16 protein-coding genes are annotated in these 21,152 nt (G+C 66.9%); all 16 read right to left on the bottom strand.

Translation table 11 applies throughout. The features are described 5' to 3' along the window. Nucleotides 1-168: 168 nt before the first annotated feature. The 16 genes from EDC31_RS03615 to EDC31_RS03540 all read right to left on the bottom strand — a co-directional run bounded on the left by EDC31_RS03615 (nucleotide 169) and on the right by EDC31_RS03540 (nucleotide 21,139). Nucleotides 169-579 carry a hypothetical protein gene (locus EDC31_RS03615; protein WP_132126914.1) on the bottom strand — a complete coding sequence of 137 codons (411 nt, stop codon included), beginning with the start codon at nucleotides 577-579 and terminating at the stop codon, nucleotides 169-171. Nucleotides 580-718: 139 nt separating this feature from the next. Continuing rightward, nucleotides 719-1,537 carry a response regulator gene (locus EDC31_RS03610; RefSeq protein ID WP_052512187.1) on the bottom strand — a complete coding sequence of 273 codons (819 nt, stop codon included), beginning with the start codon at nucleotides 1,535-1,537 and terminating at the stop codon, nucleotides 719-721. After that, nucleotides 1,534-2,247 carry a PP2C family protein-serine/threonine phosphatase gene (locus tag EDC31_RS03605; RefSeq protein WP_042061550.1) on the bottom strand — a complete coding sequence of 238 codons (714 nt, stop codon included), beginning with the start codon at nucleotides 2,245-2,247 and terminating at the stop codon, nucleotides 1,534-1,536. Before EDC31_RS03605 ends, EDC31_RS03610 begins: the two co-directional genes overlap by 4 nt. A 17-nt stretch (nucleotides 2,248-2,264) precedes the next feature. Beyond that, on the bottom strand, nucleotides 2,265-3,278 hold the full coding sequence (locus EDC31_RS03600) for an FHA domain-containing protein (protein WP_042061552.1): 1,014 nt from the start codon (nucleotides 3,276-3,278) through the stop codon (nucleotides 2,265-2,267). Beyond that, the gene (locus EDC31_RS03595; protein ID WP_052512189.1) at nucleotides 3,275-4,921 is read right to left on the bottom strand and encodes a serine/threonine-protein kinase; all 1,647 of its coding nucleotides are present in this window, start codon (nucleotides 4,919-4,921) and stop codon (nucleotides 3,275-3,277) included. Before EDC31_RS03595 ends, EDC31_RS03600 begins: the two co-directional genes overlap by 4 nt. Then, complete coding sequence (locus EDC31_RS03590; RefSeq protein WP_042061554.1) at nucleotides 4,918-5,778, bottom strand: c-type heme family protein; 861 nt, start codon at nucleotides 5,776-5,778, stop codon at nucleotides 4,918-4,920. Before EDC31_RS03590 ends, EDC31_RS03595 begins: the two co-directional genes overlap by 4 nt. Nucleotide 5,779: 1 nt before the next feature. Further along, nucleotides 5,780-6,979: a peptidoglycan-binding domain-containing protein gene (locus EDC31_RS03585; RefSeq protein WP_132126913.1), complete on the bottom strand. Its 1,200-nt coding sequence runs from the start codon at nucleotides 6,977-6,979 to the stop codon at nucleotides 5,780-5,782. Continuing rightward, entirely contained in the window at nucleotides 6,976-8,694 is a 1,719-nt protein-coding gene (locus tag EDC31_RS03580; RefSeq protein WP_042060639.1) for an ATP-binding protein, read from the bottom strand. Before EDC31_RS03580 ends, EDC31_RS03585 begins: the two co-directional genes overlap by 4 nt. 151 nt (nucleotides 8,695-8,845) lie before the next feature. Beyond that, nucleotides 8,846-9,463, bottom strand: a complete 618-nt coding sequence (tagF, locus tag EDC31_RS03575) for a type VI secretion system-associated protein TagF (RefSeq protein ID WP_052512090.1) — start codon at nucleotides 9,461-9,463, stop codon at nucleotides 8,846-8,848. After that, complete coding sequence (gene tssM, locus EDC31_RS03570) at nucleotides 9,463-12,933, bottom strand: type VI secretion system membrane subunit TssM (protein WP_132126912.1); 3,471 nt, start codon at nucleotides 12,931-12,933, stop codon at nucleotides 9,463-9,465. Before tssM ends, tagF begins: the two co-directional genes overlap by 1 nt. Next, the gene (gene icmH, locus EDC31_RS03565; RefSeq protein ID WP_052512094.1) at nucleotides 12,930-14,282 is read right to left on the bottom strand and encodes a type IVB secretion system protein IcmH/DotU; all 1,353 of its coding nucleotides are present in this window, start codon (nucleotides 14,280-14,282) and stop codon (nucleotides 12,930-12,932) included. The genes tssM and icmH overlap by 4 nt, the downstream gene beginning before the upstream one ends. Next, entirely contained in the window at nucleotides 14,279-15,604 is a 1,326-nt protein-coding gene (tssK, locus tag EDC31_RS03560) for a type VI secretion system baseplate subunit TssK (protein WP_042060641.1), read from the bottom strand. Before tssK ends, icmH begins: the two co-directional genes overlap by 4 nt. Then, on the bottom strand, nucleotides 15,601-17,196 hold the full coding sequence (gene tagH, locus EDC31_RS03555; protein ID WP_042060643.1) for a type VI secretion system-associated FHA domain protein TagH: 1,596 nt from the start codon (nucleotides 17,194-17,196) through the stop codon (nucleotides 15,601-15,603). The genes tssK and tagH overlap by 4 nt, the downstream gene beginning before the upstream one ends. Before the next feature lie 124 nt (nucleotides 17,197-17,320). Then, nucleotides 17,321-19,123, bottom strand: coding sequence for a type VI secretion system Vgr family protein (locus EDC31_RS03550; protein WP_042060645.1), 1,803 nt, complete (start codon nucleotides 19,121-19,123; stop codon nucleotides 17,321-17,323). 129 nt (nucleotides 19,124-19,252) lie between these two features. After that, nucleotides 19,253-19,732 carry an Hcp family type VI secretion system effector gene (locus EDC31_RS03545; protein ID WP_052512096.1) on the bottom strand — a complete coding sequence of 160 codons (480 nt, stop codon included), beginning with the start codon at nucleotides 19,730-19,732 and terminating at the stop codon, nucleotides 19,253-19,255. A 300-nt stretch (nucleotides 19,733-20,032) separates the two neighbouring features. Beyond that, nucleotides 20,033-21,139, bottom strand: a complete 1,107-nt coding sequence (locus EDC31_RS03540; RefSeq protein WP_042060647.1) for a hypothetical protein — start codon at nucleotides 21,137-21,139, stop codon at nucleotides 20,033-20,035. Nucleotides 21,140-21,152 lie beyond the last annotated feature (13 nt).

The raw sequence follows: 21,152 nt of genomic DNA, 5'->3' as shown, positions 1-21,152 counted from the left end.
GGATATGGCTCTAGAGTATTGATTTTTCGAGCATCTTTATCCGACCAGATGGGTCCATCTGGTCGGATGATGCTCTAGCGCCGCCCCGCCGCCGCTCGGGGCTCCGCTTTCGCCGGCATGACCGTTCCTGTCATGATCGGGTTGTCGAGAGGCGATTCCCCATACGCCCTAACCCGGCGGCGGGTAGGTCAAATGAACCGGCTTTCCCGCCGCTTGCATCTCCTGGTTGGCCGCATCAACGAGTTTATTCCCGACGGCACGCACGGCGCTTCCCATCGCCTCGTTCTGGTCCTGCCTGCACTCCGCATCGAGAGACGCAAAGAACTGCCTGAACAGGCGATCGGAGGCCATATAGGGCGAAAGCTCCTGAATATAGGGATTCATCATGTCGACGATCGAAGACAGGCGCGCTTTCGCCTCAGGCGTCGGAGCGCCCCGATTGTCCTCAGCCGTGTAAAAGAGAAGCGCCGCGCAGGACGTGTGGGGGGTGAACACCGTGGCGTCCGCAGCCGACGCCTCGAATCTGCCGAAAGGAGCGGCCAGGACGAAGGCCACCAGAACACCTGAAGCTTTAAACACCTGCCGATTTCCTCTTCAGCATCGGAATTTCTGAAACAGCCTCATATCGAACAGCTTAACAACATAGCCGGACAGGGAAAAGTCACCTCCGCGCGGAAGCCCGGACACCTTTCCGGCCCTCTGCGTCCATTCACGCCCGTCATGACACGACGTCGAGCGTGAAGACATATCCGGCTCCGCGATCCGTCCGTATGATCTCGCGCCCGCTGCGGCCGTACCCTCCCCCGCCCCTGTCCAAACGACGGCGGAGGCGGAGAATCTGGACGTCCACACTGCGATCGAAGACATCTTCATGCATGCGCGTCGCATTCAGGAGATATTCCCGCGAGAGGGGACGCCCGGGCATGTCCAGAAACGCGACCAGAAGCGCGAAATCGCCTTTCGTCAATTTCACCACGCGCCCGCTCGGGTCCTTCAGGATGCGCAACCGCCGGTCCAGCTCCCATCCGCCGAATTTATAGATCCGGCGGTCGACGCCCCCCTTGCCTCCGTCCGTCTCCGACCGCGCCCCCTGTTCCGCGCGCGCCGAGCAGAGTTCCTCATGCCGGCGCGCCAGAACGCGAATGCGCGCAAGAAGCTCGCGCGGCCCGAAGGGTTTCAACAGGTAATCGTCCGCGCCCAGTTCGAGGCCGATGACGCGGTCCATCTCGGTGATCCGATGCCCGGTCATCAGGATGATCGGCGCGTCGGTCGCCTCGCGCAGCATGCGCATCACGTCCATCCCGTCCATGCCGCCAAGCTGAAGATCGAGCACGATGACGGATCGCGACCAGTCCGGCGACCAGTCCCGGAAATCCTCCGGGCCGCTCGCGGACCAGACCTCAAGCCCGTTCATGGCGAGATAATTGCCGATCACCGAACGAAACTCGTGATCGTCATCTATCAGGACGACCGAGAGAACCGTGCCCGCTCCCGTCGACGCCGCCCCGGCGGGCCGCATCGGTCCCCCCGCCGTCATGGCCGCACCACCACCACGACGGACACGTTGTCCCGCGCGCGCCGCCGCAGCGCGGTCGTCAGCATGGCCTCCGCCACATCGCCGTCCTGCCCTAAAAGATGACAGATCTCGTCCTCGTCCATCGCCTTGAGCAACCCGTCGCTGCACAGCAGGAAGCGGTCGTTCGGCAGGGCGACTCCCGTGCATTTGTCGAGCTTGAAATCCGGCTCGGCACTCCCCACCGCGCGCGTAATGATGTTGGCGCGGGGATGATTCCAGCTTTCGTCCGCCGAGAGCGACCCGGAATCAACCATCTGCTGCACGAGTGTATGATCATGCGTCAACTGGATCATCTCATTGTCGCGCAGGAGGTAGACGCGCGAATCTCCCGCCCACAGCACGACGAAATAATCACCCGCCAGCAGGAGCGTCACCAGGGTGGAAACCGCGCCACGCTTGCCCTCGCCCGCGAAATCCTTCAGCCGCCTGTGCGCGTCGTCCACGGCCTGGCGAAGAGCGGGAAGACGCTCCTCCGGAGGCAGCCAGGGCGGAAGCGCCGCAATGGCGTCGATGACCGTCGTGGCGGCGAAGCGCCCGTCCTTGTGTCCTCCCGCACCGTCGGCCACCGCATAGACGCCGATATCGGGCCGACAGACGAGCGCGTCCTGGTTTTCCGTCCGGAACGGCCCCTTATGGGTTGCGTGATAACTGTGTTCTCTCAGGGCTGCCATGATGCCCGCGATCCGGCTCAGGGCCCGCCGCCGGAGGCCCGGCCGGCGAATGACGGGCCGGAGCCGGATTTCTCCAGCTCGTCCCGATACGCCGTCGCGAAGAGCTCATCGACGATGTCATTGAAACCGTCGCGCAGCCGCTGATGACGCTGGCGAAGACCGGCGGGATTTTCCACCTCCTGCGGGTCCAGCATATCCAGAAACTCACGGAGGCATCGCCGATAGGCCCGCTCGCGGCAGAGGTGACGGCGCTGGAGATCCTCGAACGCGTCCCCGATGAGCCGCTCCGGCGTGGCGGCGGGAGACAGACCCGGCGGTCGCGCCGTTCCGGCAATCCAGCCGAGCGCTTCGGCCGTCGAATAGGACTCCCCGAGAAACGGCGGACCGCTTGACGATCCATCCTGATGAAGATGTGCGGAAAGACGACGCATCCCGCGCAGGGCGGCATCCATGGAAGCGCCAAGGCGGAACAGGATGACGGAACGTCGCTCCGGGGGAAGGAGCGCCCCGGCGAGCCCGAGCAGTTCGAGAAGCGGATCGGCCGGCCATTCGCCCCGCTCCGGTCCGGAGCGGGGACGCGGTGACGGGCGCGGCGCGGGCCGATCGGCGGCGGGCATGGGGGAGGGAACGGACCGTCGCGAAAACTCCCGCCTGAGATCGGCGATGAAATCAGGCAGCGGCATGATCCGGAAGGAGCTTTCGTCTTCCTGCACCGTCACGGAGATTTCATACTCTCCAAGACGGAGCCGGTCTCCGGACACGAGCCTGCATGCTCCCCTGTCGCGGGACAGCGCCACGCCCTGCCGGCCTTGCGCATGTATGATGCCGTTGCGGCTCAGATCGGCCACGGCCCAGCCCTCGCCGATCCGCGAAAAGAGACAGTGGTGACGGGAAATGCGGCGCGCCGGATCGGCCAGAATCCAGTCATTATCCGGATCGCGTCCCACGGAATAGCTGTCGGTCTCGATGTACCGCGTTTCGCGCGGAACACCGGCGGGCGCGTCCGTGAGGGACAGGATGAGAGAGATCATCGCGCCCGTCTCCGCATCTGTGGTCGGATACGCGCCGCCTCGTCGTTCCCCGGACGCTCGCTGACATACCGCAGGAACGCGGCCCGCTCGTCCACGTCTCGGATGAAACGCGCGCATTCCTCGACGAGATTCTCGGGATGCGCATCATCCTGGAGCCGGGACACGACGATCGGCCCGATCGGTCCGATGACGCGGATCAGGCACTGCGCCGTCCACTCCCGCCAGGCCTCCCAATCCTGCACCGGCGCGAGAGGGGCGACAGGTGACGGCTCTTCGGCCGCATCGCCGTCCTGCGCGGATGCGGGAGCGGGCGGCGTCGGAAGGAGGGTATCGTCCGCAGCCGGCGGCGCGTCGCTGCGCGGCGTTTCGACTCCGGCCCCCTCCTCGCCATGCGCATGCTGCCCCTCGCCCGGCAGCTCCTCGCCCGGCAGATCCGGCGGCAAGGGAGGCGGCGGCACATCGGCCCCGTCATGAAGAACCGGCATGGACGCGATGCGCGTGAGGTCGTCCTGCGACCCGAGATCGAGATCGTCCGGTCGTGACGGTGCGGGCGGCTCCTGCAACGACGCATGTCCGCTCACGGCGACGGCAGGAATCTCCTCCGCGGGCTCCGGCGCGCCGACATCCGGCCCGACCGGCGGAGGCGCGACGGGGCGCGTCACCAGCATCGTATCGTCGTCATCGTCCATCGGCGCGGGAAGAGGCTCCGCCGTAGGGACCGGCGCTTCCGGCTTCTCCTGCCGTTCCTGCATCCGGGCCTGCGCCGCCATTTCCACGAAGACCCGGGGAATCGCGGGCACACGGAATAACGATCCCGCGATCCGTTCCAGCGCCCGAGCGAACGCGTCGGCGCTGGGAAAGCGGTCCTCCGGCTTCTTGGAGAGCGACCTGTCGATGGCCGCGACGAGATCAGGGGAAAGATCGGGCCGGATCTCCTCCAGCGGGGTATGGGGCCGGTTGATGATCCCCAGGATGGTGTCGGTATAATTCGCGCCGGTGAAGGGACGGTGCCCGGCCAGAAGCTCATACAGGACGCTGCCGAGGGAAAAGAGGTCCGACCGCCCGTCGAGCGCCGCCCCCATGCACTGTTCGGGCGACATGTAGCTCGGCGTCCCGATCAGCAGCGGCGTCATGGTCAGTTCGGTGCTCGCAAGCCGCGAGATGCCGAAATCCGTGATCTTGAGCTTCGAGTCCGGTGAGATGAGGATATTGGCGGGCTTGACGTCGCGATGCACGATCCCCCGCTCATGGGCATAGTTCAGGGCGTCGAGCACCTGAAGCGCGATCGGGAGAACCTCTTCCTCGCTGCGTTGCGAGCCGCGCGGCAGCACCTGCTGGAGACCGATTCCGCTGACATATTCCATGACGAGGTAGGGGTTGCCGTCATGGAAGGAGAAATCGTAGAGCCCGACGATATTGGCGTGCACACAGCGCCCGGCGATCTTCGCTTCGTTGCGGAAGCGGCGGAAGTAGCTCTCGCGCTCCTCCCCGGCCAGCAGATCGGCCCTGATGAGCTTGATGGCCACGGGACGGTCGATATGGTCGTCATGCCCCTTGTAGACGATACCCATCGCCCCCCGCCCGAGCACGGCCTCTATGCGGAAGCGCCCGATGCGCGCGGGCATCTCGATCGTCGCCGTCATGAATCGACCAGCGCCATCGCGCTTTCCATGCTGCGGCGCAGGCGGTTGAAGGACATCGCCAGAGCCCCGAGTTCTCCCGGGCGACGGGTATCGAATTCCTCGACACCCTCCGCGCCCATCGAGATCCGCTCGGCGACCACGGCGATGCGCGAAAGCGGGCGCAGCACGAAGAGTTCGACGAGAAGACAGAAGATGAGGGCGAGAGCGAGCACGACGAGCGCGGCGAGGAAACGCAGCGACGCGAAGAACGGCGTGGGAGGGGGAAGCGGGACGGTCGCGATCGTGGCGCCGACGATCTCGCCGGGATGCCGCCCGAAACCGTGCGCCGCTCCGAAGGCATCCCGGACCCCCATGGGCGCGCTGTCAAGCGACGGGTAACAGGTCGCGCACGCGCCCTCCCGCATCCTCACGGGAGCGACATAGGACACCCCGACGCCAGGCCGCACCTCGCTGAAGCTCGCGCCGCCTCCGGCGCCGCGCAGGCGCATGATCGCATCCCGCTCCCACGCATCAGGCGTGTCGGCGGGGCCCGTGGAGTCCAGCACGACGCGCCGCAGGCGGTATCCGGGCAGGGATTGGCCGATCAGCCGCCCCTCGGTTTCGACGGCATAGAACCCGGCGCTCTGCGGGATGAAGACGAGGTTGCCGCCCCCGATGTGAGTGAGCAGGGGCGACACCTCCTTCCGGATGTAGCTGTCGGTCACGTCCGCGTTCGCAACCATCTCCCTGGCGATAAACTCGGCGGAGGCCACGCGCTCGGTCCGCTCCGCATGTGCGAGGAGCGTCCACAAGATCAGGTACGCCACTATCGCGACAGCGGCCACCACCGTGTAGATCTTAAAGCGAAGCGTCATCATCTCACCCGCCCGTCAATGCTTTTTGCTCGTCCGGTGTCAGATGACCGGTCGGCTGGTGGCCCAGCTTCTCCTGGTAATGTTGAATGGCGACGGTGGTTGCCGCATTGTCCTTTCCCGTCACGGTCCCGTGATAGACGCCCGCCGCCAGCAATCCGAGCTGAACCGAGCGGATCTGGGGATCGGCCTTCTGGACGGGGGGACGCCTGGTCGCGGCCGGATTTGCCCTGCCGCCGGATTTGACGTGCGAACGCACGGGGGTGACGGACGCCGTGACGACGGGCGACGCCGGAGCCGCCGCGACGTGTGGTGTATCCGTCGCCGCCACCGGGTCGTTCTTGCCCGCCGCCGCGTCGGCCACAGGCTTCGACTGGGCGGCCGGCGCCGAATCCGGCGCAGATGCGCCCGCGACCGGGTGCGGGGGAACCGGGGCGTCCGGCGGCGATACGCCTGCGCCCGACGCGGCGGCAGACAGCGGCGGGGGGGCTTCCGGGGCCGTGCGGCCGGGCTTCGGCTGAACGCCAAGGAAAGCCGCCAGCATGGAATCGCCCCGGCCCTGCGCGGCGACGATCAGCTTCGCAAGGAGTGGAACCTGATCGCGGCCGTGAGCCACGCTCGCCAGCCGGGAGGTGTCGGGCGCGGCGGCGGCTTGCCACTGGCTGACCGCGGCGTCCGAGAGATCCGCCCCGGGGAGCGGATGAAGGTCCAGCGCCGTCAGGCTGCCCGGACCGGCCACGCGGGAGAATGTGTCCGCACTCACGCCCGACCGGCTCAAATCGGCGTTGCCCGAGAGTCCATCGGCAGGGGCAATGAAAACCTGCCCCGCCGGAGAAGCGCCATACCCGCAGAGCACGATCATGCGGGGGCCACCGCCACGCATGCCCATCTGCGCCAGAGACAGGCGCAGGGCATCGGCCGTGGGGGCGTTGATCCGCTGGGTCGGGATGCCGGCGCCATCCAGCGCGTCGCGCAGTTGCGACAAGGCAGGCGCACACGCCGCGATCACGGGCCCGTTCTGCACCTTCGACAGATCAATGAGCGTGACCAGGGACGGGCGGGCCACGGCGCGTCCGGACGCGCCGCCCAACCCCGCAAGCAGGAGCCCCGCCGCAATGGCCGTGCCCGGGCCGAGCCGCAGCGCCTCCGCGCGCCAAGACGTCCGGCGCCTCGAGTCCGACGCTTCAATCTGGCGGATAGACCTCACCTCGTCGCTCCTTCGCAAGAATGATCGGCGGCGTCGATCATGAAACCCATACAGGCCGCTATGGCTGAATTGTTGTCGGCGCCTGCCAGCCAGGTCGGCCGATTCGCGATCGACCCGAGCAACGTCGCGGGCATGCGCCCGGGTACGGCGATCGTCAGCGGCACGGCGCGCGGCACCAGACGGAAACGCTCCGCCATGACGATGCACCCGTCCAGATCGGTGCCAGAGGTGCAGAGCAGAATGGCGAGGCAGCGGCAGGGATCGTCCGCGAGCACGTCAAGCGCGGCGTCGACATCCCCGAAACCGTCCGGCTCGTAGCCCAGAGCCGCCACGATATCCTCGAAACGCTCCCGAACGGCGTCGGGGGCGACAACCACGACGCACTGACCGTCCCCGCGCGACGGAGACGAGGCGCGCGGATCGGCCGCGCCCAGCGGCAACCATATCTCGAAAACCGACCCGCCCTGCTCCGCGGCGAGACTCCTCACCGCGCCGTCATGCGCGCCGACGATGTCGGCGACCGCCGAAAGACCGAGGCCCGAACCGGCGGGGCGCGTCGTATAGAACGGACGAAAGATCGCGGCACGAAGCGCGGGGTCGATCCCGATGCCGTCGTCTTCGACGGAGAGAACCATATAGGACCGATCCGTCAATGCGCCGATCTGCATGGGCAGGCGGGGCTGACCGGCGCGGCGCTCGATGCGGGTCGTGATCCTGCCGTCGCCCCCGATGGCCTGGGCGGCGTTGCGAAGCAGGTTGAGAAGAATCTGCTGCAACTCGGCGGCGCGCCCATGGACGACGATGTCGCCCTCCCGCTCTTCGAATAAAAGGATGATACGTTCGGGGATGGCCGGGCGGATCAGCTCGATCGTCTCGGCGGCGAGCCTCCCCATGGAGACGGGCTCCTCGGGGACGTCACGCTGCCCGAAGCCGAGGATGCTCTCGATCAGTTCTGCGGCGCGCTCGCTCGCATTGCGGATCGACATGACCGCGCCATACCCCCGCGGCTGATCGCGAAGCGCATCGAGCGCGATCTGGGTCTGGCCCAACATGGCCGCGAGAACATTGTTGAGATTATGCGCCAGAGCCACGGCGGTCGTGCTGGCGATATCGAGATTCTGCCGTTCACTGAGCCGACGCAACAGCGCCCTGCGCTCCTCGGCATGGTCCTCGCGCCGCAGGGCGGACGCGATCAGGGCTCCGATACGACGCGTCAAGGTCGCGGTCCCCGGCGGAATCGCCCCGTCGACCTCCCGGAACGGCCGTTCCCCGTCTCCCGCCGCCCTCCCGGTCCAGCGCAGCACGAGCATCGCCGCCCTGCTTTCTTCCTGCTCGCAGCCTCGGTCGTGATCGAGACAGCGCGCCAGCACCACGCCGCCCGCTCCGGCCCAGTCCGGCAGATCGTGCAGATCGTCCGGACCGGCCGCCCTGTGCGATGCCCAGACCTCCCGCACCCAGCAGGACTCGGGAGGAAGCGGCATGGCGTCTCCCGCCCCGGGAGAAACATGCAGGAGCAATCCATGACAGCGTGCGAGCAGAACGACGTCCTGCGCGCCGCACGCCTTCGCGAGTTCGAGCAGCGCATGGCGGATGGTCGGCCGGATCTCGCGCGACGTGCAGGCGGCGAACGCGCAGGCGACCCCGTCGATCGTGGCGGAATCGTCGGAGCCGCGCTCGCAGGAGAGCGTATCGTGATCCATGCGCCCGACAGTCATCCGACGGCTCCTCTCCTCGCAGGACGGTAGATCGACCCGTCCCGCTGACCCATATTTCGGGACATTATCGTTAAAAAAGGAGTAATCGCTCGTGACGCGGAAAGCTTCTGTAACGTTCGTTGGCCGGGGGATGCAACTTTTATCCACGCGTTCATGCGCCGTCCCTCGTGGTGAAAGGCAGCGCCTGGACGGCCGTCGCCGTGGACGCGTCCATGACGGGCATGACCCCGTTGTCCGACATGCCCCCGATCAGCCAATCGAACGCATTTCCCGCCGGGAGCGCCCCGTGAATCGTGCCGCCGCCGGCCTGCCCCGAACACCACCAGACATCCTGCACGGGCGCCGCGGGCGGTATCGGCATGCCCTCGGCCCGACTGATCGCCTCGTCGAGGACATGAATGGGCTGCGTCCGTTCGATCGCACGGCGGATCGCCGCCTCGAAGACAGGCAATGCACGGAACTGCGCGCTCGCCGGGTCGTGCAGAATCCCGAACACGAACGGAAAGCACCGCCCGGCCGAATCGACGCTGGGCGTCCAGACGCCCGATACCGCGCATGCGGGATGCAGCACGCCGTCGCGGAGCGTGAACCGCCATGCGGGCGCGGCGTGCCAGAGGGTCTCGAACCGCTCGCCATGACGGCGCGCGGCCGCCGCGAGTTGCGCGCAAATCCAGCGATCGAGCCGCGAGACGACGTCTTCGGGGAAACCGGCGCGGAGAAAATCGCCATGTGCCGGCAGTTTGCCCCAATATCCCGTGAACGGCTCCATCAGGGCACGTCCGGACAGGAAAAACCCGCCAGAAGATCGAAAGGCGTCACGATGTCATGTATGTCATTGCTGGTGGCGGCGAGTTCCTCGCCATCGGGATAGACGACATCCCTGCCGCCGCCCGGGGCCGGTTGGGAGATACCCTTGTGCAGGAGCCGCGCAAGCCCCCACGGCCCGTCTCCGCGTTCGAGGACGGTCGTCCGGCCTCCGCGGGTCAACGAGATCACCGCGGGCGACAGGCCGTCCGATCCGGGCCAGCTCAGCGTCGTCGGCGCATCGGGACGAATCTTCGTGGCGCCGAGGGTCAGGGCGATGTCCGGCCCTGACCGGAACGTCACCGTCAGCGAGAGGAAGGGCGGCCCCGCCACGGGAAAGAAGGCATGCCGGATCGCGGCGATACGCTGGAAGGATGCGAGTTGGCTCGCGGTATAAGGCGCGCGCACGCCGTCCGCGTCGCGCACGCGCCAGATCCGGCCTGACCGGTCGACGAAGGGGGCGACCGACTGCTCAACATAACGATCGAGCAGCCCTCCCGGGGCAAAGACGCGCACGAAGCCGTCCAGCGGCGCATCCTCCGGCGAGTCCGGATCGAAGGGAAAATGCCCCTTCACGAGCGCCTTGCAGGCATTTCCCGGCCCGTCGACGCCGTTGAAGGCGCCGGAGGACGCGGCGCGCACCTCCTGCCCCCGCGAGGCTTCGCCCGCATCGGCAATCTCGCGCAGCCAGGTGGCAACCGGCTCCATCTGGCGCAACGCTTCCGCCCGCAATCTCTGTCCCGGGTCCGGCATCCCGGCGCCGAAGGAACCCGCCTGCCCTTGCTGAATCCCGCCCCCCGTCGCCACCGCGTTGTCGAGATGGCCGATCAGCGCGGTGATCGTCTCCATGGGCGGCGCCACGCCGTTATTCCCATGCAACAAGGACACCATCGGCGACAGCTTGCTGTTCCATTCGGCGGCCACACTGTCGACGGGATCGAGCGCGTCGGTTTCCCCGGACGTCGCTCCCGCTGCCGTCCTGGCTGGAACCGGCATCGGGATCGTTTGGGCGGAGACAATGGCGCGCACCATGTCCCGCAGGGGCGACTGCGGTGAGGAGAGAAGATAGAGCGCGCCCGTGACCTCCGACGGCGTGCTGCCGAGATGGATGGTCAGGTCGTTCAAGGTGGCGGCCCACCGCGCGCGCGCATCCGCGACCCAGAGTTCCGCCACCTCCCGCTCCAGAGCGGACGCGTCGTTGCCGCGCACGGACAGGGCCGGGTCGTGGCCCATGACCCAGGATTCGTTGGCCACGGCGTGCGCGGCGGCAGGGAGTTGCCGCCTGATTATCTCGGCATAGCCCGCGCCGGTGAAGAAGCCGGGCACGCCGTCGCTCAGGGGCGCGCCGCTCCGGCGGGCGAACACCTCGTCGCCGACGGTGCCAAGCGCGGATCGCGGCGACCAGTCATGAACCCCGGCTGGAATCGGCAGATCGCGCAACCGCCCGTAAATCCGCTGTGCCGGCGTGATATGGCCGAAGGCGATGCGCGCGCGGCGCACCAAATCGCCATCCAGCGTGACGTCGTCCGGCGCCGGCCTGTCGAGAAGCGCCGCGAGGTGGACGCCGAGCCGCTCGCGCAAGGCATGGTTGAGCGTACCGGCGTATCGGCGCTCCCACTCCGCGGCGAACCAGGACTGCACGATCTGCGCGTCGTGGGGTCCGAACCCGCCGAGAAGCAGATAGGCCCGCGTCGCATCGTAGAGAAAGGCGGGGTCTTGAAACCGCGCACGCATGTCATGCTCGAGCCGCCAGAGCAGGCGCGGGTAGAGCAGTCGCGCCAGCGCGTTTTCATAGGCGGTCCGCCCCGCTTCGGCGGCAGCCTGATCGGGGGCGATGGCGAGCCATCCCGCCAGCCCTCCCGAGGCCGGCGCCGTGGCGAGCGCCCGCGCGCGATCGAGCGCGTCCGAGACGGCCGGGAGGTCGGCATCGCCCGCGACCGTCTGCCCCGCGAGCGGTGCGACGACGTCGTGATAGGCGGCGAAACGCGCGAACTGCGCCTGCACCATGGCGCGCGCCTCCATATGGCTGCGCCAGATCACGGCTACGCCGAACAGCGTCAGAACGCCGATCCCCGAGAGGGCGACGGCCCGCGTCAACTTGCGCCTGCGATAGCGCTCCGGAGCGTAGGCGCCGAGCAGGGCTTCTCCGAGAATGACGTCATGCACGAGGCGCGAGAGAAAATACGCGCGGCCGCGCGGCCCGGCCGCCGGGCCGGAGCGTTTCTGGTCGATGCCGAACGAGCGGGCCAGGGCGCCCGACAGACGGTCCAGCGGCGCGCCCACCTGTGCTGCCGAAGTAAGATAGACGCCGCGCAGAAACGGGGCCTGATCGAGGCGGCTGTCACGAAACGCGCCGTCGAGGAAAGAGCGGATCGGATCGGCGAGGCTCGCGACCTGAAGCGGAAAGCCGCTCATCAGAGCCCGCCGATCCTGCGCGCGCTCCGCCTGAAGCCGATCGATGAGGCGCCGGTCGAGCCGCTCGACCAGTGCTGCAAATTCAGCCGGGAAGCGACCGATCCCGCCATCGACCGGAAAGGTGACACCCCAGACCTGCGCGCGTCCCGCCTCGTCCAGATCGTCGAAAAACATCTGGAATCCGGCCAGACGGTCGATCTTGTTGAAGATCAGATAGACCGGGGTGCGGACGCCGAACTTCTCCGTCAACTCCTTGATGCGCAGGCGCACCTGCCGCGCGTGGGCCGCACGGGCCTCCGGCGAGGCCGCGACGATGTCGAGCACCGAGATCATCACGATGACGCCGTTGACAGGCTGCCGGGGGCGCGCCCTGCGCAACGCGTCGAGGAAGCCGAGCCAGCCGGCCTGGTCCGAGGCCCTGTCGGAATCCTGCGTCGTGTACCGCCCCGCCGTGTCGATCAGCACCGCCTCGTCGGCGAACCACCAGTCGCACAACCGCGTGCCGCCGACGCCCCGCAGGGAGTCTTCGCCCTCCTCGCCGAGCGGGAAGTGAAGTCCGGAATGCCGCAGGGCCGTGGTCTTGCCCGAGCCGGGCGGACCGATGAGGACATACCACGGCAGGTCGTACAGCCGTCGCACGCCGTGCTTGCGCAGCATCGCGATCGCCGCGGACAGGCGACGCCGGAGTTCACGGACCTCCGCCGCGCCGGCCTCGTCCTGAGCCTTGCCGCGCGCGCCCGGCGTCGCGGCGCGCTCCCCGCTTCCGCCGTCGGTCAGCACGGCGTCGATGCCGGTCTCCTGCCGGTTGCGCCGACGCTGCATGAGAAACGCGACGGCGAACACGACCAGCCACACGACGCCTATCGCCACGATCCGCCGCCAGACCGGCAGGAATATCGCCAGCAGTGGCAGATAGAGCCATAACAGCCCGGTCAGGAGAACCGAGACGCTCAGTGCCTGCGTCCAGCGGCTGCCGACGAACCGCTGGAAAGAGGAAAGCAGAACGTAAAAGACGTTCACGGGGGCGCCCCCTCGTCAACCGCGATTTCCACGCGGCGATTGGCGCGGCGGCCGGCCTCCGTCGCATTGTCCCCGACCGGCGACTGCGCGCCCTGCCCGGATGCGGTGATCCGCTCCGCGCCGACATAGGGCTCGATCACCGCCGCCGCCGCGCGGGCGCGGGCCAGCGACAGCGCATAGTTCGACGGAAAGGCGAGCGTGCGGATCGGCTGGGAATCCGTATAGCCCACCACGTCCGTATGGCCTTCGCTACGGCCGATCGCATCGCCCACCCGCCGCAATACAGCGACATATCGCGGCAGGATCGTCGCCGCGCCGACATCGAACATGCCCTGCGCCTGCAACCGGATGACCGGCACCCGCTCCGTCCCCGCCACAATGAGGTTGCCATCGCGGATATCGGGCTGCAACGCCGCCTGCAGACGGGCCCTGAGGGTTTCGCGATGCGGCCCCTCGGGCACCGGCGTCACGGGAGCCGGGCGCGCGATACCCGGCATGACATGCGGCGGCAGGCCGGACACCCCCGCCAGAAGCGAATCCGACGCGGTCCCCGCGGCAAGGAGCGCCAGCGCATAGGCGATGCCAAGCAACCCCACGCCCAGCAGGGCCGCAAGCCAGATCGGCATCTCGAAGCGCAGCGCGCGATAGGGTTCCCCCACGCCGGTCCAGTGCGGCGAAAGATCGGCGGCGCTCGCCCCGCGCACGCGCAGGATCGCCGCATAGGTTTCCTCGCGTACCTTCTCCAGTTCCGCGGGCCCGCGCGGCATCAGACGGTATTCGCCCCGCATGCCGAGCGACATGCTCAGATACAGCAGCTCCAGCACGTCGATATAGGCGTTCGGGCTTTCCAGCAGCTTCCGCAGGATCACGAAGAACCGCTCGCCACCCTTGACGTCACGATGATAGGCGGAGGTCAGGGACAGGTCCGCCCAAGGTCCGTGCGATCCCCAGGGTGTGCATTGCACCACGTCGTCGAGACTGGCGCACATCGCGTAATGCGCGAGCCGGATCGTCTCGAGCGGCAGCCGCGCCTCGCGCAGCGCGGCCCCGTACTGCTCGATCTCCGCCGCGGTCCGCTCGCGCAACGCGCCCGCATCCGGCACGCTGATCGCATTGCGAAGCCGCGCCATGAGTGTCAGCAGCGACCCGGCGCAAGCGACGACCGGATTCTCCCCGGCCTGCGGCAGGGCTGCGAAATCGATGTCGCGTTCGCCCGCCTGCTCGACCGGGGCGACATGCTGACGCGCCGAAAGGGCGGATATCGCGTCCCGCCGCATGATGATCGTGCGGTCGTCGTCCTCGGGCTCGGCGAAGGGGTTTCCCCCCGGGGGGCTGTCCGCCGGGCTCACGCGCGGATCGCCCAGAGTTCGAGCGTCAGATTGGGGAAATCATGCGAGACGTGGATCGCGACCCCCGCCGATTGCTTGAGCGCTTCCCATTGCGACGAATGCCGTTCGAGCTCGAAATAGAGCGCGTTGGGAATGAACGGCATCTGGCGCGGCGCGACAGGCAGCAGCCGCAATTCGATTCCCGGCAGTGCGACGTTGACCAGATCGCGGATATGCTCCACCGCGCCGATCTTGGCCGTGGTGGGAAAGACGCGCCGCAACGTCTCCAACGGCACATCGGCGCGCACGGCCAGCACGAGGCTCCCCCCCGTGACGACGGTCCGGTCGGCGATCGTCCCGACCCGCACGCCATGCCGGTGCTCCTTGAGCGGGATCTGGACGGCCGTCTGTTCGAGCACGCTCGACAGCGACCGGCGGATCGACGCGGCGACGGGCGACAGGCTGCGCCGCAGGTCGTCATGCCGGTAGGGTTCGAAGGGTTCGGGCCGCCGCGACGATTCGGTGAATGTCGCAAGCTCTCCGGCCATGACCAGAAGGATACGGAACAGTTCTTCGGGATGCAGCCTCCCGCCATCGGCCAGATGGGAGATCAGGGCCTGCCATCCGTTGAGCGATTGCAGCAACATGAAATCGGCGATCTCGGTGTTGCTGCGCGCGCCGATCGTGCTCAGACGCCCGGCGATCGCCGCGCCGCGCTGATGGAGAATCCCCGCGAACTCAATGAGCAGATTGGTCAGCATGGATGTCGCCGCACAGGTGATGACGGGCGGAATCCATGTCGCGTCGAGCACGACGCGGCGGTCTGCCGCCACCTCGACGATCCGCGCGACGGACAGGCAGTGATATCCCGCGCGATCGTCGGTTCCGAGCATGAGGCGCGGCGCTAGCTGCCCGACCTGAAGCGTCGCCAGCTCGGGAGAATCCGTGTGGGTATCGTAAATATCCACCTGCGTGCCGACGAAGCGCGCGGTGCGGCCGCCGCTCTCGAATTCCGCACGACCCGGCTCGACGATGGGAATGGCGAGATGGACGAGCACGTCGCGTGCGTCGTCCGGCACGGTCAGGGGTGTCGGCAGCAGACTCTCCGCAGGCGCGGAAAAGCGCGTTCCGTCCTCGAAAAACCCGGAGGCCGCCGAGAGCCCGACACGCCCCGAACCGAGCAGATCGCGCGCCAGTTCGAGTTCCGAGAATCCCCACGCATAGGCGCGCGCGAGCGTCAGGCCCTGAGCGAGGTCATGCGCGGTCCAGCGGTCCTGCTGCTGGAAATGCTGCGCGCGGAGGAACATGCCCTCCTGCCAGACGACACGACTGGCCCAACTCATCGTTCCTCCTTCGGCGTCCGGTGCTTCCCGGCCCGCGACGCATGGGGCGCGGATGACTCGCCTGCCTCGATTTCCTCGATTTCCTCGCGTGCCGCCTCGTACGCACGCCCGAACGCCCGGCCGAACGCGCCGTCGAGCGTCTCCGTGGCCGTTACGGAAAGCTCCTCGTGCAGACGCACATAGCTGCTCCACGCCCTGGCGCGGCGCAGCAGGGAGAGCGGCTGATCGGCGGGGAAGGCAAGCTGTTCCAGCACGGCGTTCGGGCCGTTCGCGGCGAGAAAATCACGCAGAGCCGGTTCGATCGCGCGCGTGACGGCCATCTCATGGACCCTGATGTCGTCAAGCGCGTCCGTCACCGCATCAGCCCCGGAGACGCCAGTGCGCCGCCCGACGCCAAGAAGGGCGGAAAGAGCATCGTCATCGTCGACGGCGAATTTGAGCGGATTATTGCCGAACGGCTGGATCATCGTCTGCTCGATGCGGAATTCGCCCTTGATTTTCGCGCGCGCGATCATGGCGCGCCGCAATCCGACGACGAAGGCACGGAACGTTCTCCCCAGCTCTTCGAAGAAATCGTCGGGCACATCTCCGGACAGACCCGCGAGGCCGGCGCCGTGCAGGAACGCGGCCGCGATCTCCGCCCGCAGGCCGACATCGCGACTTCTGTCGCCGGAGGACGGCGTCGGGCCCGACGCATCGGGAACGGGGGTGCGCACCGCATGCGCCACGCCGCGCCTCTCTCCCGGCGGAACGCCCTCCACCCCGGGCATGACGCTTTCGCTCCGTCGCGGGGTGCTTACGCTTTCCGTCCCCGCAAGGGTCTCGTTCTTCGTTTCGAACGGGGCGTATCCGGCCTTATCCGTGCCGCCGCCTTCGGGCAGGCCGGGCGCGGGAATGTCCCAATCCTCGGGCAGAAGGTGCGACGCGGGCCGTGGCGGCTGAAACGCGTCATGCAACCCCGACGCCTGACCCGACGCCCGACCGGAAAGAGAGGACACCTCGCCGGAGGCCGTCCCGCCCGGCAGGTCGAACCCGCTCTCGCTCTCTCCGAGAGACAGGCTGAAGGGATGAATGATGGACAGCGTTTCGACCGAGCCGCGCCCGTAACGCTGCTGGTCGCCGAGGGTAAAGACAGGCGCGGCCCCGTCCGGAGTGTCCCTCGGCTCTCTCAATGTCGAATGTTCGTCGTCATGCGGCGGAGGCGGAGCGTCGGCGCTGACGGGCGTGTCCCCGGCGAAACCGGCGGCCGGAAACGTCTGAGTCGGCTCGTCGGTCCCGACCGCGCCCAGAACGACATCGACCTGATAGCTGCCGCATCCGATGCTGTCGCCATCATGCAGTTCCTGCGGCACGCCGGGCGGCAGCATCTTTCCGCAGACGGTCGTGCCGTTGCTGCTCAGATCCGTGATCATCCAGCGACCATTATGCAGCGCGATTTCACAATGTCTTTTCGACAGGAGGCGCTGCGGATCGGGCAAAATCCAGTCGCAATGCGCGCCCCGCCCCAGGGAGACCGTCCCCGCCTGGACGCGGAACGCCGTCAGCGCGACGCCGGACGGCACACGGCGCGGCACGAGCGAAAGATCCGCCATCTCCTGTTCTCCTCTCACAACGGCACAGGCCGGTTGCCTTGCCTCACGCGACCCGGCCATCCGCCCCGCGATGGTGCCGGACGGGCAGGCGGCGATCGCCGACAGATGGGGTGCTGAGCACTCATCATGGCTGTATTTGGACAAGACCTCCTTTGATCGTCACGTCAATCCCGCCCTCTATGGACATGGTCGGCGTTTCGATGCTCACGCCTTCCGGCGTCAGCGTGATCGACGACGCGCCGCAGACCAGCCGGATCGCCTGGGCCGCCTTGATGGTGACCGTCTTCGAATCCGCCTCGACGTGGATATCCCCTTCCCGGCTGTTGAGCGTTTCGTCGCGCGTGACCACCGTCGTCCTGTCGCGCCCGATCATGTCGGCCTGGTCGCGCTCCACCTCGAGCGTGTGATCGCGCTGGGCATGCATGAACAGCATTTCCCGGCCCAGGGCGTCGTCGAAGGACAACTCGTTGTAATCGGCCGTTCCGCCATGCATCGTCGATCGGCTACGGAAGCCCATCTTGGTTTTCTCGGCCGGCAGATCGAAAATCGGCAGGTTCTGCTCGTGATAGAACCCCCCCAGCACAACCGGGTTGTCGCAATCGCCGCTCATGAACGAAACAGCCACCTCCGTGCCCACGCGCGGCAGGTGCAGCCATCCCCATTTATTCCCTGCCCAGGCATGCATGACACGCGCCCAGATCGCCATTCCCGCCACCGTGTCCTTCCGATGATCGAAGAGCAGGCGCACCTTGATCCGCCCCAGACGGTCCGTGTGGATCTCTTCCCCGCCTTCCCCGAGCACGATGGCGGAATAGATTCCGGGCATGGCAGGCCGTGGATGCGTGAGCGGATCGCGCCAGCGCAACGTATTGGCGAAGGCCGTGAAACTCACCTCGTAACTGGAGGGCGCCGTGCCGCCGAGCCAGCTTTCGTCGCGCGCCGTGTGACGCGTGGCCTCCACCACGAAATCATTGCCTCCCGCCGCCGGATTATGCGCGATCTGAAACCGGAAGCCGGGGCAGAAATGCGGATCGTGACATGTGCCATCCGCGAGGCCGGCCCGCGCCGCCTCGGCTTCGAGCGCATATCGCGCCCGGTCGCGTGCCACGTCGTTTTCCATCGTCATGGCCGGCCACAGGAAAGTCCGGCGATTTCCCGCTCCCGGCCCCCCGTCCTCCGCGGACGCCGTGCCGGTGACCGGCGTGGAGGGCCGCGTCGGGTCGTAATCCTGATGGCGTGCCACGCCCGGAGAGACGGTTTTGGCCGTCTGCCACGAGCTGATGATGTCCACGTTGTCACCCTGCGCTATTACACGATGCAACGGATCGGTCATCGTCCGGAATCCCTGGTTGGCATTCGTGACGACGAGCGTATGCTGCGATTTTTCATGAACGAAATAATAGAAGAGCCCGCTCTCCTGCATGAGGCGATGGCAGAAGGCGAGATCGCTCTCGTTGAACTGCGTCGTATATTCCCTTACCGGCTGCGCCCCCGTCACACGGAAATCGACAGGCTGGACCTCATGCTCCGAGAAGATCTGCCGCAGAATATCGACGGCCGATTTCTTCTGGAAAATCCGGCAGTCACAGCTCTGCGAGAGGAACCAGAGAGTGGGCACCACCTCCAGCCTGTATTCCCACCGACCCCTATGCTCCACGCCGCCGGAGGAGACGTGTTTGACGCGACCGTTGAAATAGCGGTCCGTTCCGTCCTTGCGGCGCACCGTCACGGTCACGGACTGATGCAGGAGAGCATCGGGCGCCAGGCGTTTGTCCGTGGAAACGACATCGAGGCTCAGGAGAAAGGGCGTGCTCAGCTGCTCCGTCGCCTCGAGACCGATCGCATGAAGCGTACCGGCCTGAAACGGCTTCGTGTCGTCGCCGAGCGGCGACGTCAGCAAGAGAAGGTTCTGGAGCTCACCCCCCATTTTATCGACCTTTTCCGCCTTCCGGCGAGGCGCTTTTCACGATGCGCCCCTGGAAACGCCATGACCCACATCCCACGCCCGTGGCGTCATGGCCCGGCGAGACGCTCCATGCCTCGGGTTGCCGCACCGTTACGATGTCTTGGCTTCCGTCAGGTCATAGATGATCCGCTTCGGGCCGGTCTTGCTGCCCATGGCATCCTCGCCGTAATCCTCGATGGTGATCTCGGTGAAGTTCAGCGTCAGCGTCTCGGTCGGGCGGTCCTTGCCGTGGCCTGTATTGACGAGGCTCGACGTGATCGAGTCCTTGAGGATGATCGAGCGGAACAGCGTCTCGCCGCCTTCGTTGACGCGCGTGAAATCGATCTGCGCCTGCTTCGCCTGGCCGACGAAGGCGTAGGTCGAGAGCGTGTGGCTCGAATCGTCGATATATTTCGTCAGCGTCAGCTCGCTGACATAGGCCGAGGTGGATTCGCGGTTCTTGCCGATTCCGACCGAGCTGCGGATCGTGCGCGACATGCTCCATTGCGCGTCGAGCAGCTCCACCCAATTCTTGTGATTGGTTTCGGTCACGTCGCCCTGGGCGTCGCCGTATTTAAGATAGATCCCCATCTTCCGTATGCACCCTTTTCTGCCGGGGAGCCCGGCCGGACCGCTTCCGCGTTCCGACCCCGCTCCGGATTGTGATTTCGAGAGACCGATGGACGGTCGGGGTCATTTTGACCCCAACCAATTCGAGCTCCAGCCGATACGTCCGAGGGTCCGCCAGCGGCAACCCCACCCCGAAAAGGTAGGCGCTCCGCCCTGGGACGTCCCTCGGTTTCGCGTTACGGATGTAAGAGATCGCAAGGAAATTCGGGGCGTTGCTCCGCGCGCGCCTAGAGCAGATCGTGATTGGGCGGAATCATCTCATCACGACACGCTCCAGCCGGCCAGCCTGCGCCTCTTCGCTTGCGGCGCTCCGGGAAGATCCGGGCCGGAAAGAGCCTCGGCGCGTGTTCTTTTCGTCTTTTTCCTCGCGCACAGGATCAGGCCGAAATGATCGCTCATCGTCGCCCCGGAGATGTCGGAGGGGATGTAGCGGGCCGATTCGATTGCCGTCGTCTCGGTGTTGTACACGATCTGATCGTAGAAAAATTTCCGGGTCGAGTTCGTGCCCATCATTCCCAGGTTGAAATCGGCCGGGCGGGCGAAGGCCGGGGTCCGGGTCCGGGGAAACTCCGCGTAGGGCGCCCCGAGCCGCGGCGCGATGCTCGTGCGCTCGTTCGTGTCGCCCATCACGATATCGGGGTGGTAGTTTCGGACGATATCGCTGTAGAACCCGCCTGCCGCGGGCTTGTTGGCGATTGCGTTCGGCGTATGGATGAAGGCCGCGACCAGATCGTTGACGCTCAGAACGAGAAAGCTCCGCCCGCTGCCGACGAAGCTCGCCCGGCTGCTGAAATTCAGGGACGAGGATTCGTCGCAACCGTCGATGAAGCTGAAGCCGTTCGACGTCTTGCGGTTCGGACTCTCCGAGACCTCCGCACGATAGCCCCGCGGATCGAGCCCACCTTGCCGGAACGTGGCGATATAGGACGGATCGTCGAGATAGCCTTCCCCGATCACGGTCAGGTCCGCGTCCCGGCCATAGGTCGCCCTCGGCGCGCTTCGCAGCATGGTCCGCAGGCGGAGGTCGTCCACGGCGGAGCCGTTCCGGTCGGCGGTGCCGCGCAAGAAGGAGACGTGATCGACCACCCGTTCGGCCTGACGGGCGTTCGCGATGGCGGCGTCCAGGGGGCGGACGAGCCGCCTCGGATCGGGAGCCTGACCGCCGGTCCTGACGAGTGGCGCGGCGGGCCGGGAGCGCGCGCGGGGGTCCGCATCGTCGATCGCGGCGGTCACGTGGTCTCGCCGGTTCAGGTCATGCTGCGCCTGCGAGAAGCTGTTCGCGCTCAGATTCTGCGAGGCGACGGAGCGGTAATTCGAGGAACCCGACGCTTCGAGCGAATGGTAGGTGATGATGGTCCGCCTGGTCATGCGCGTGCCCCTT

The organism is Acidomonas methanolica, assembly GCF_004346035.1.
GTDB lineage: Bacteria > Pseudomonadota > Alphaproteobacteria > Acetobacterales > Acetobacteraceae > Acidomonas > Acidomonas methanolica.
The sequence above is the reverse complement of the archived record's forward strand: the minus strand, read 5'-3'. Positions and strand labels throughout refer to the sequence as shown.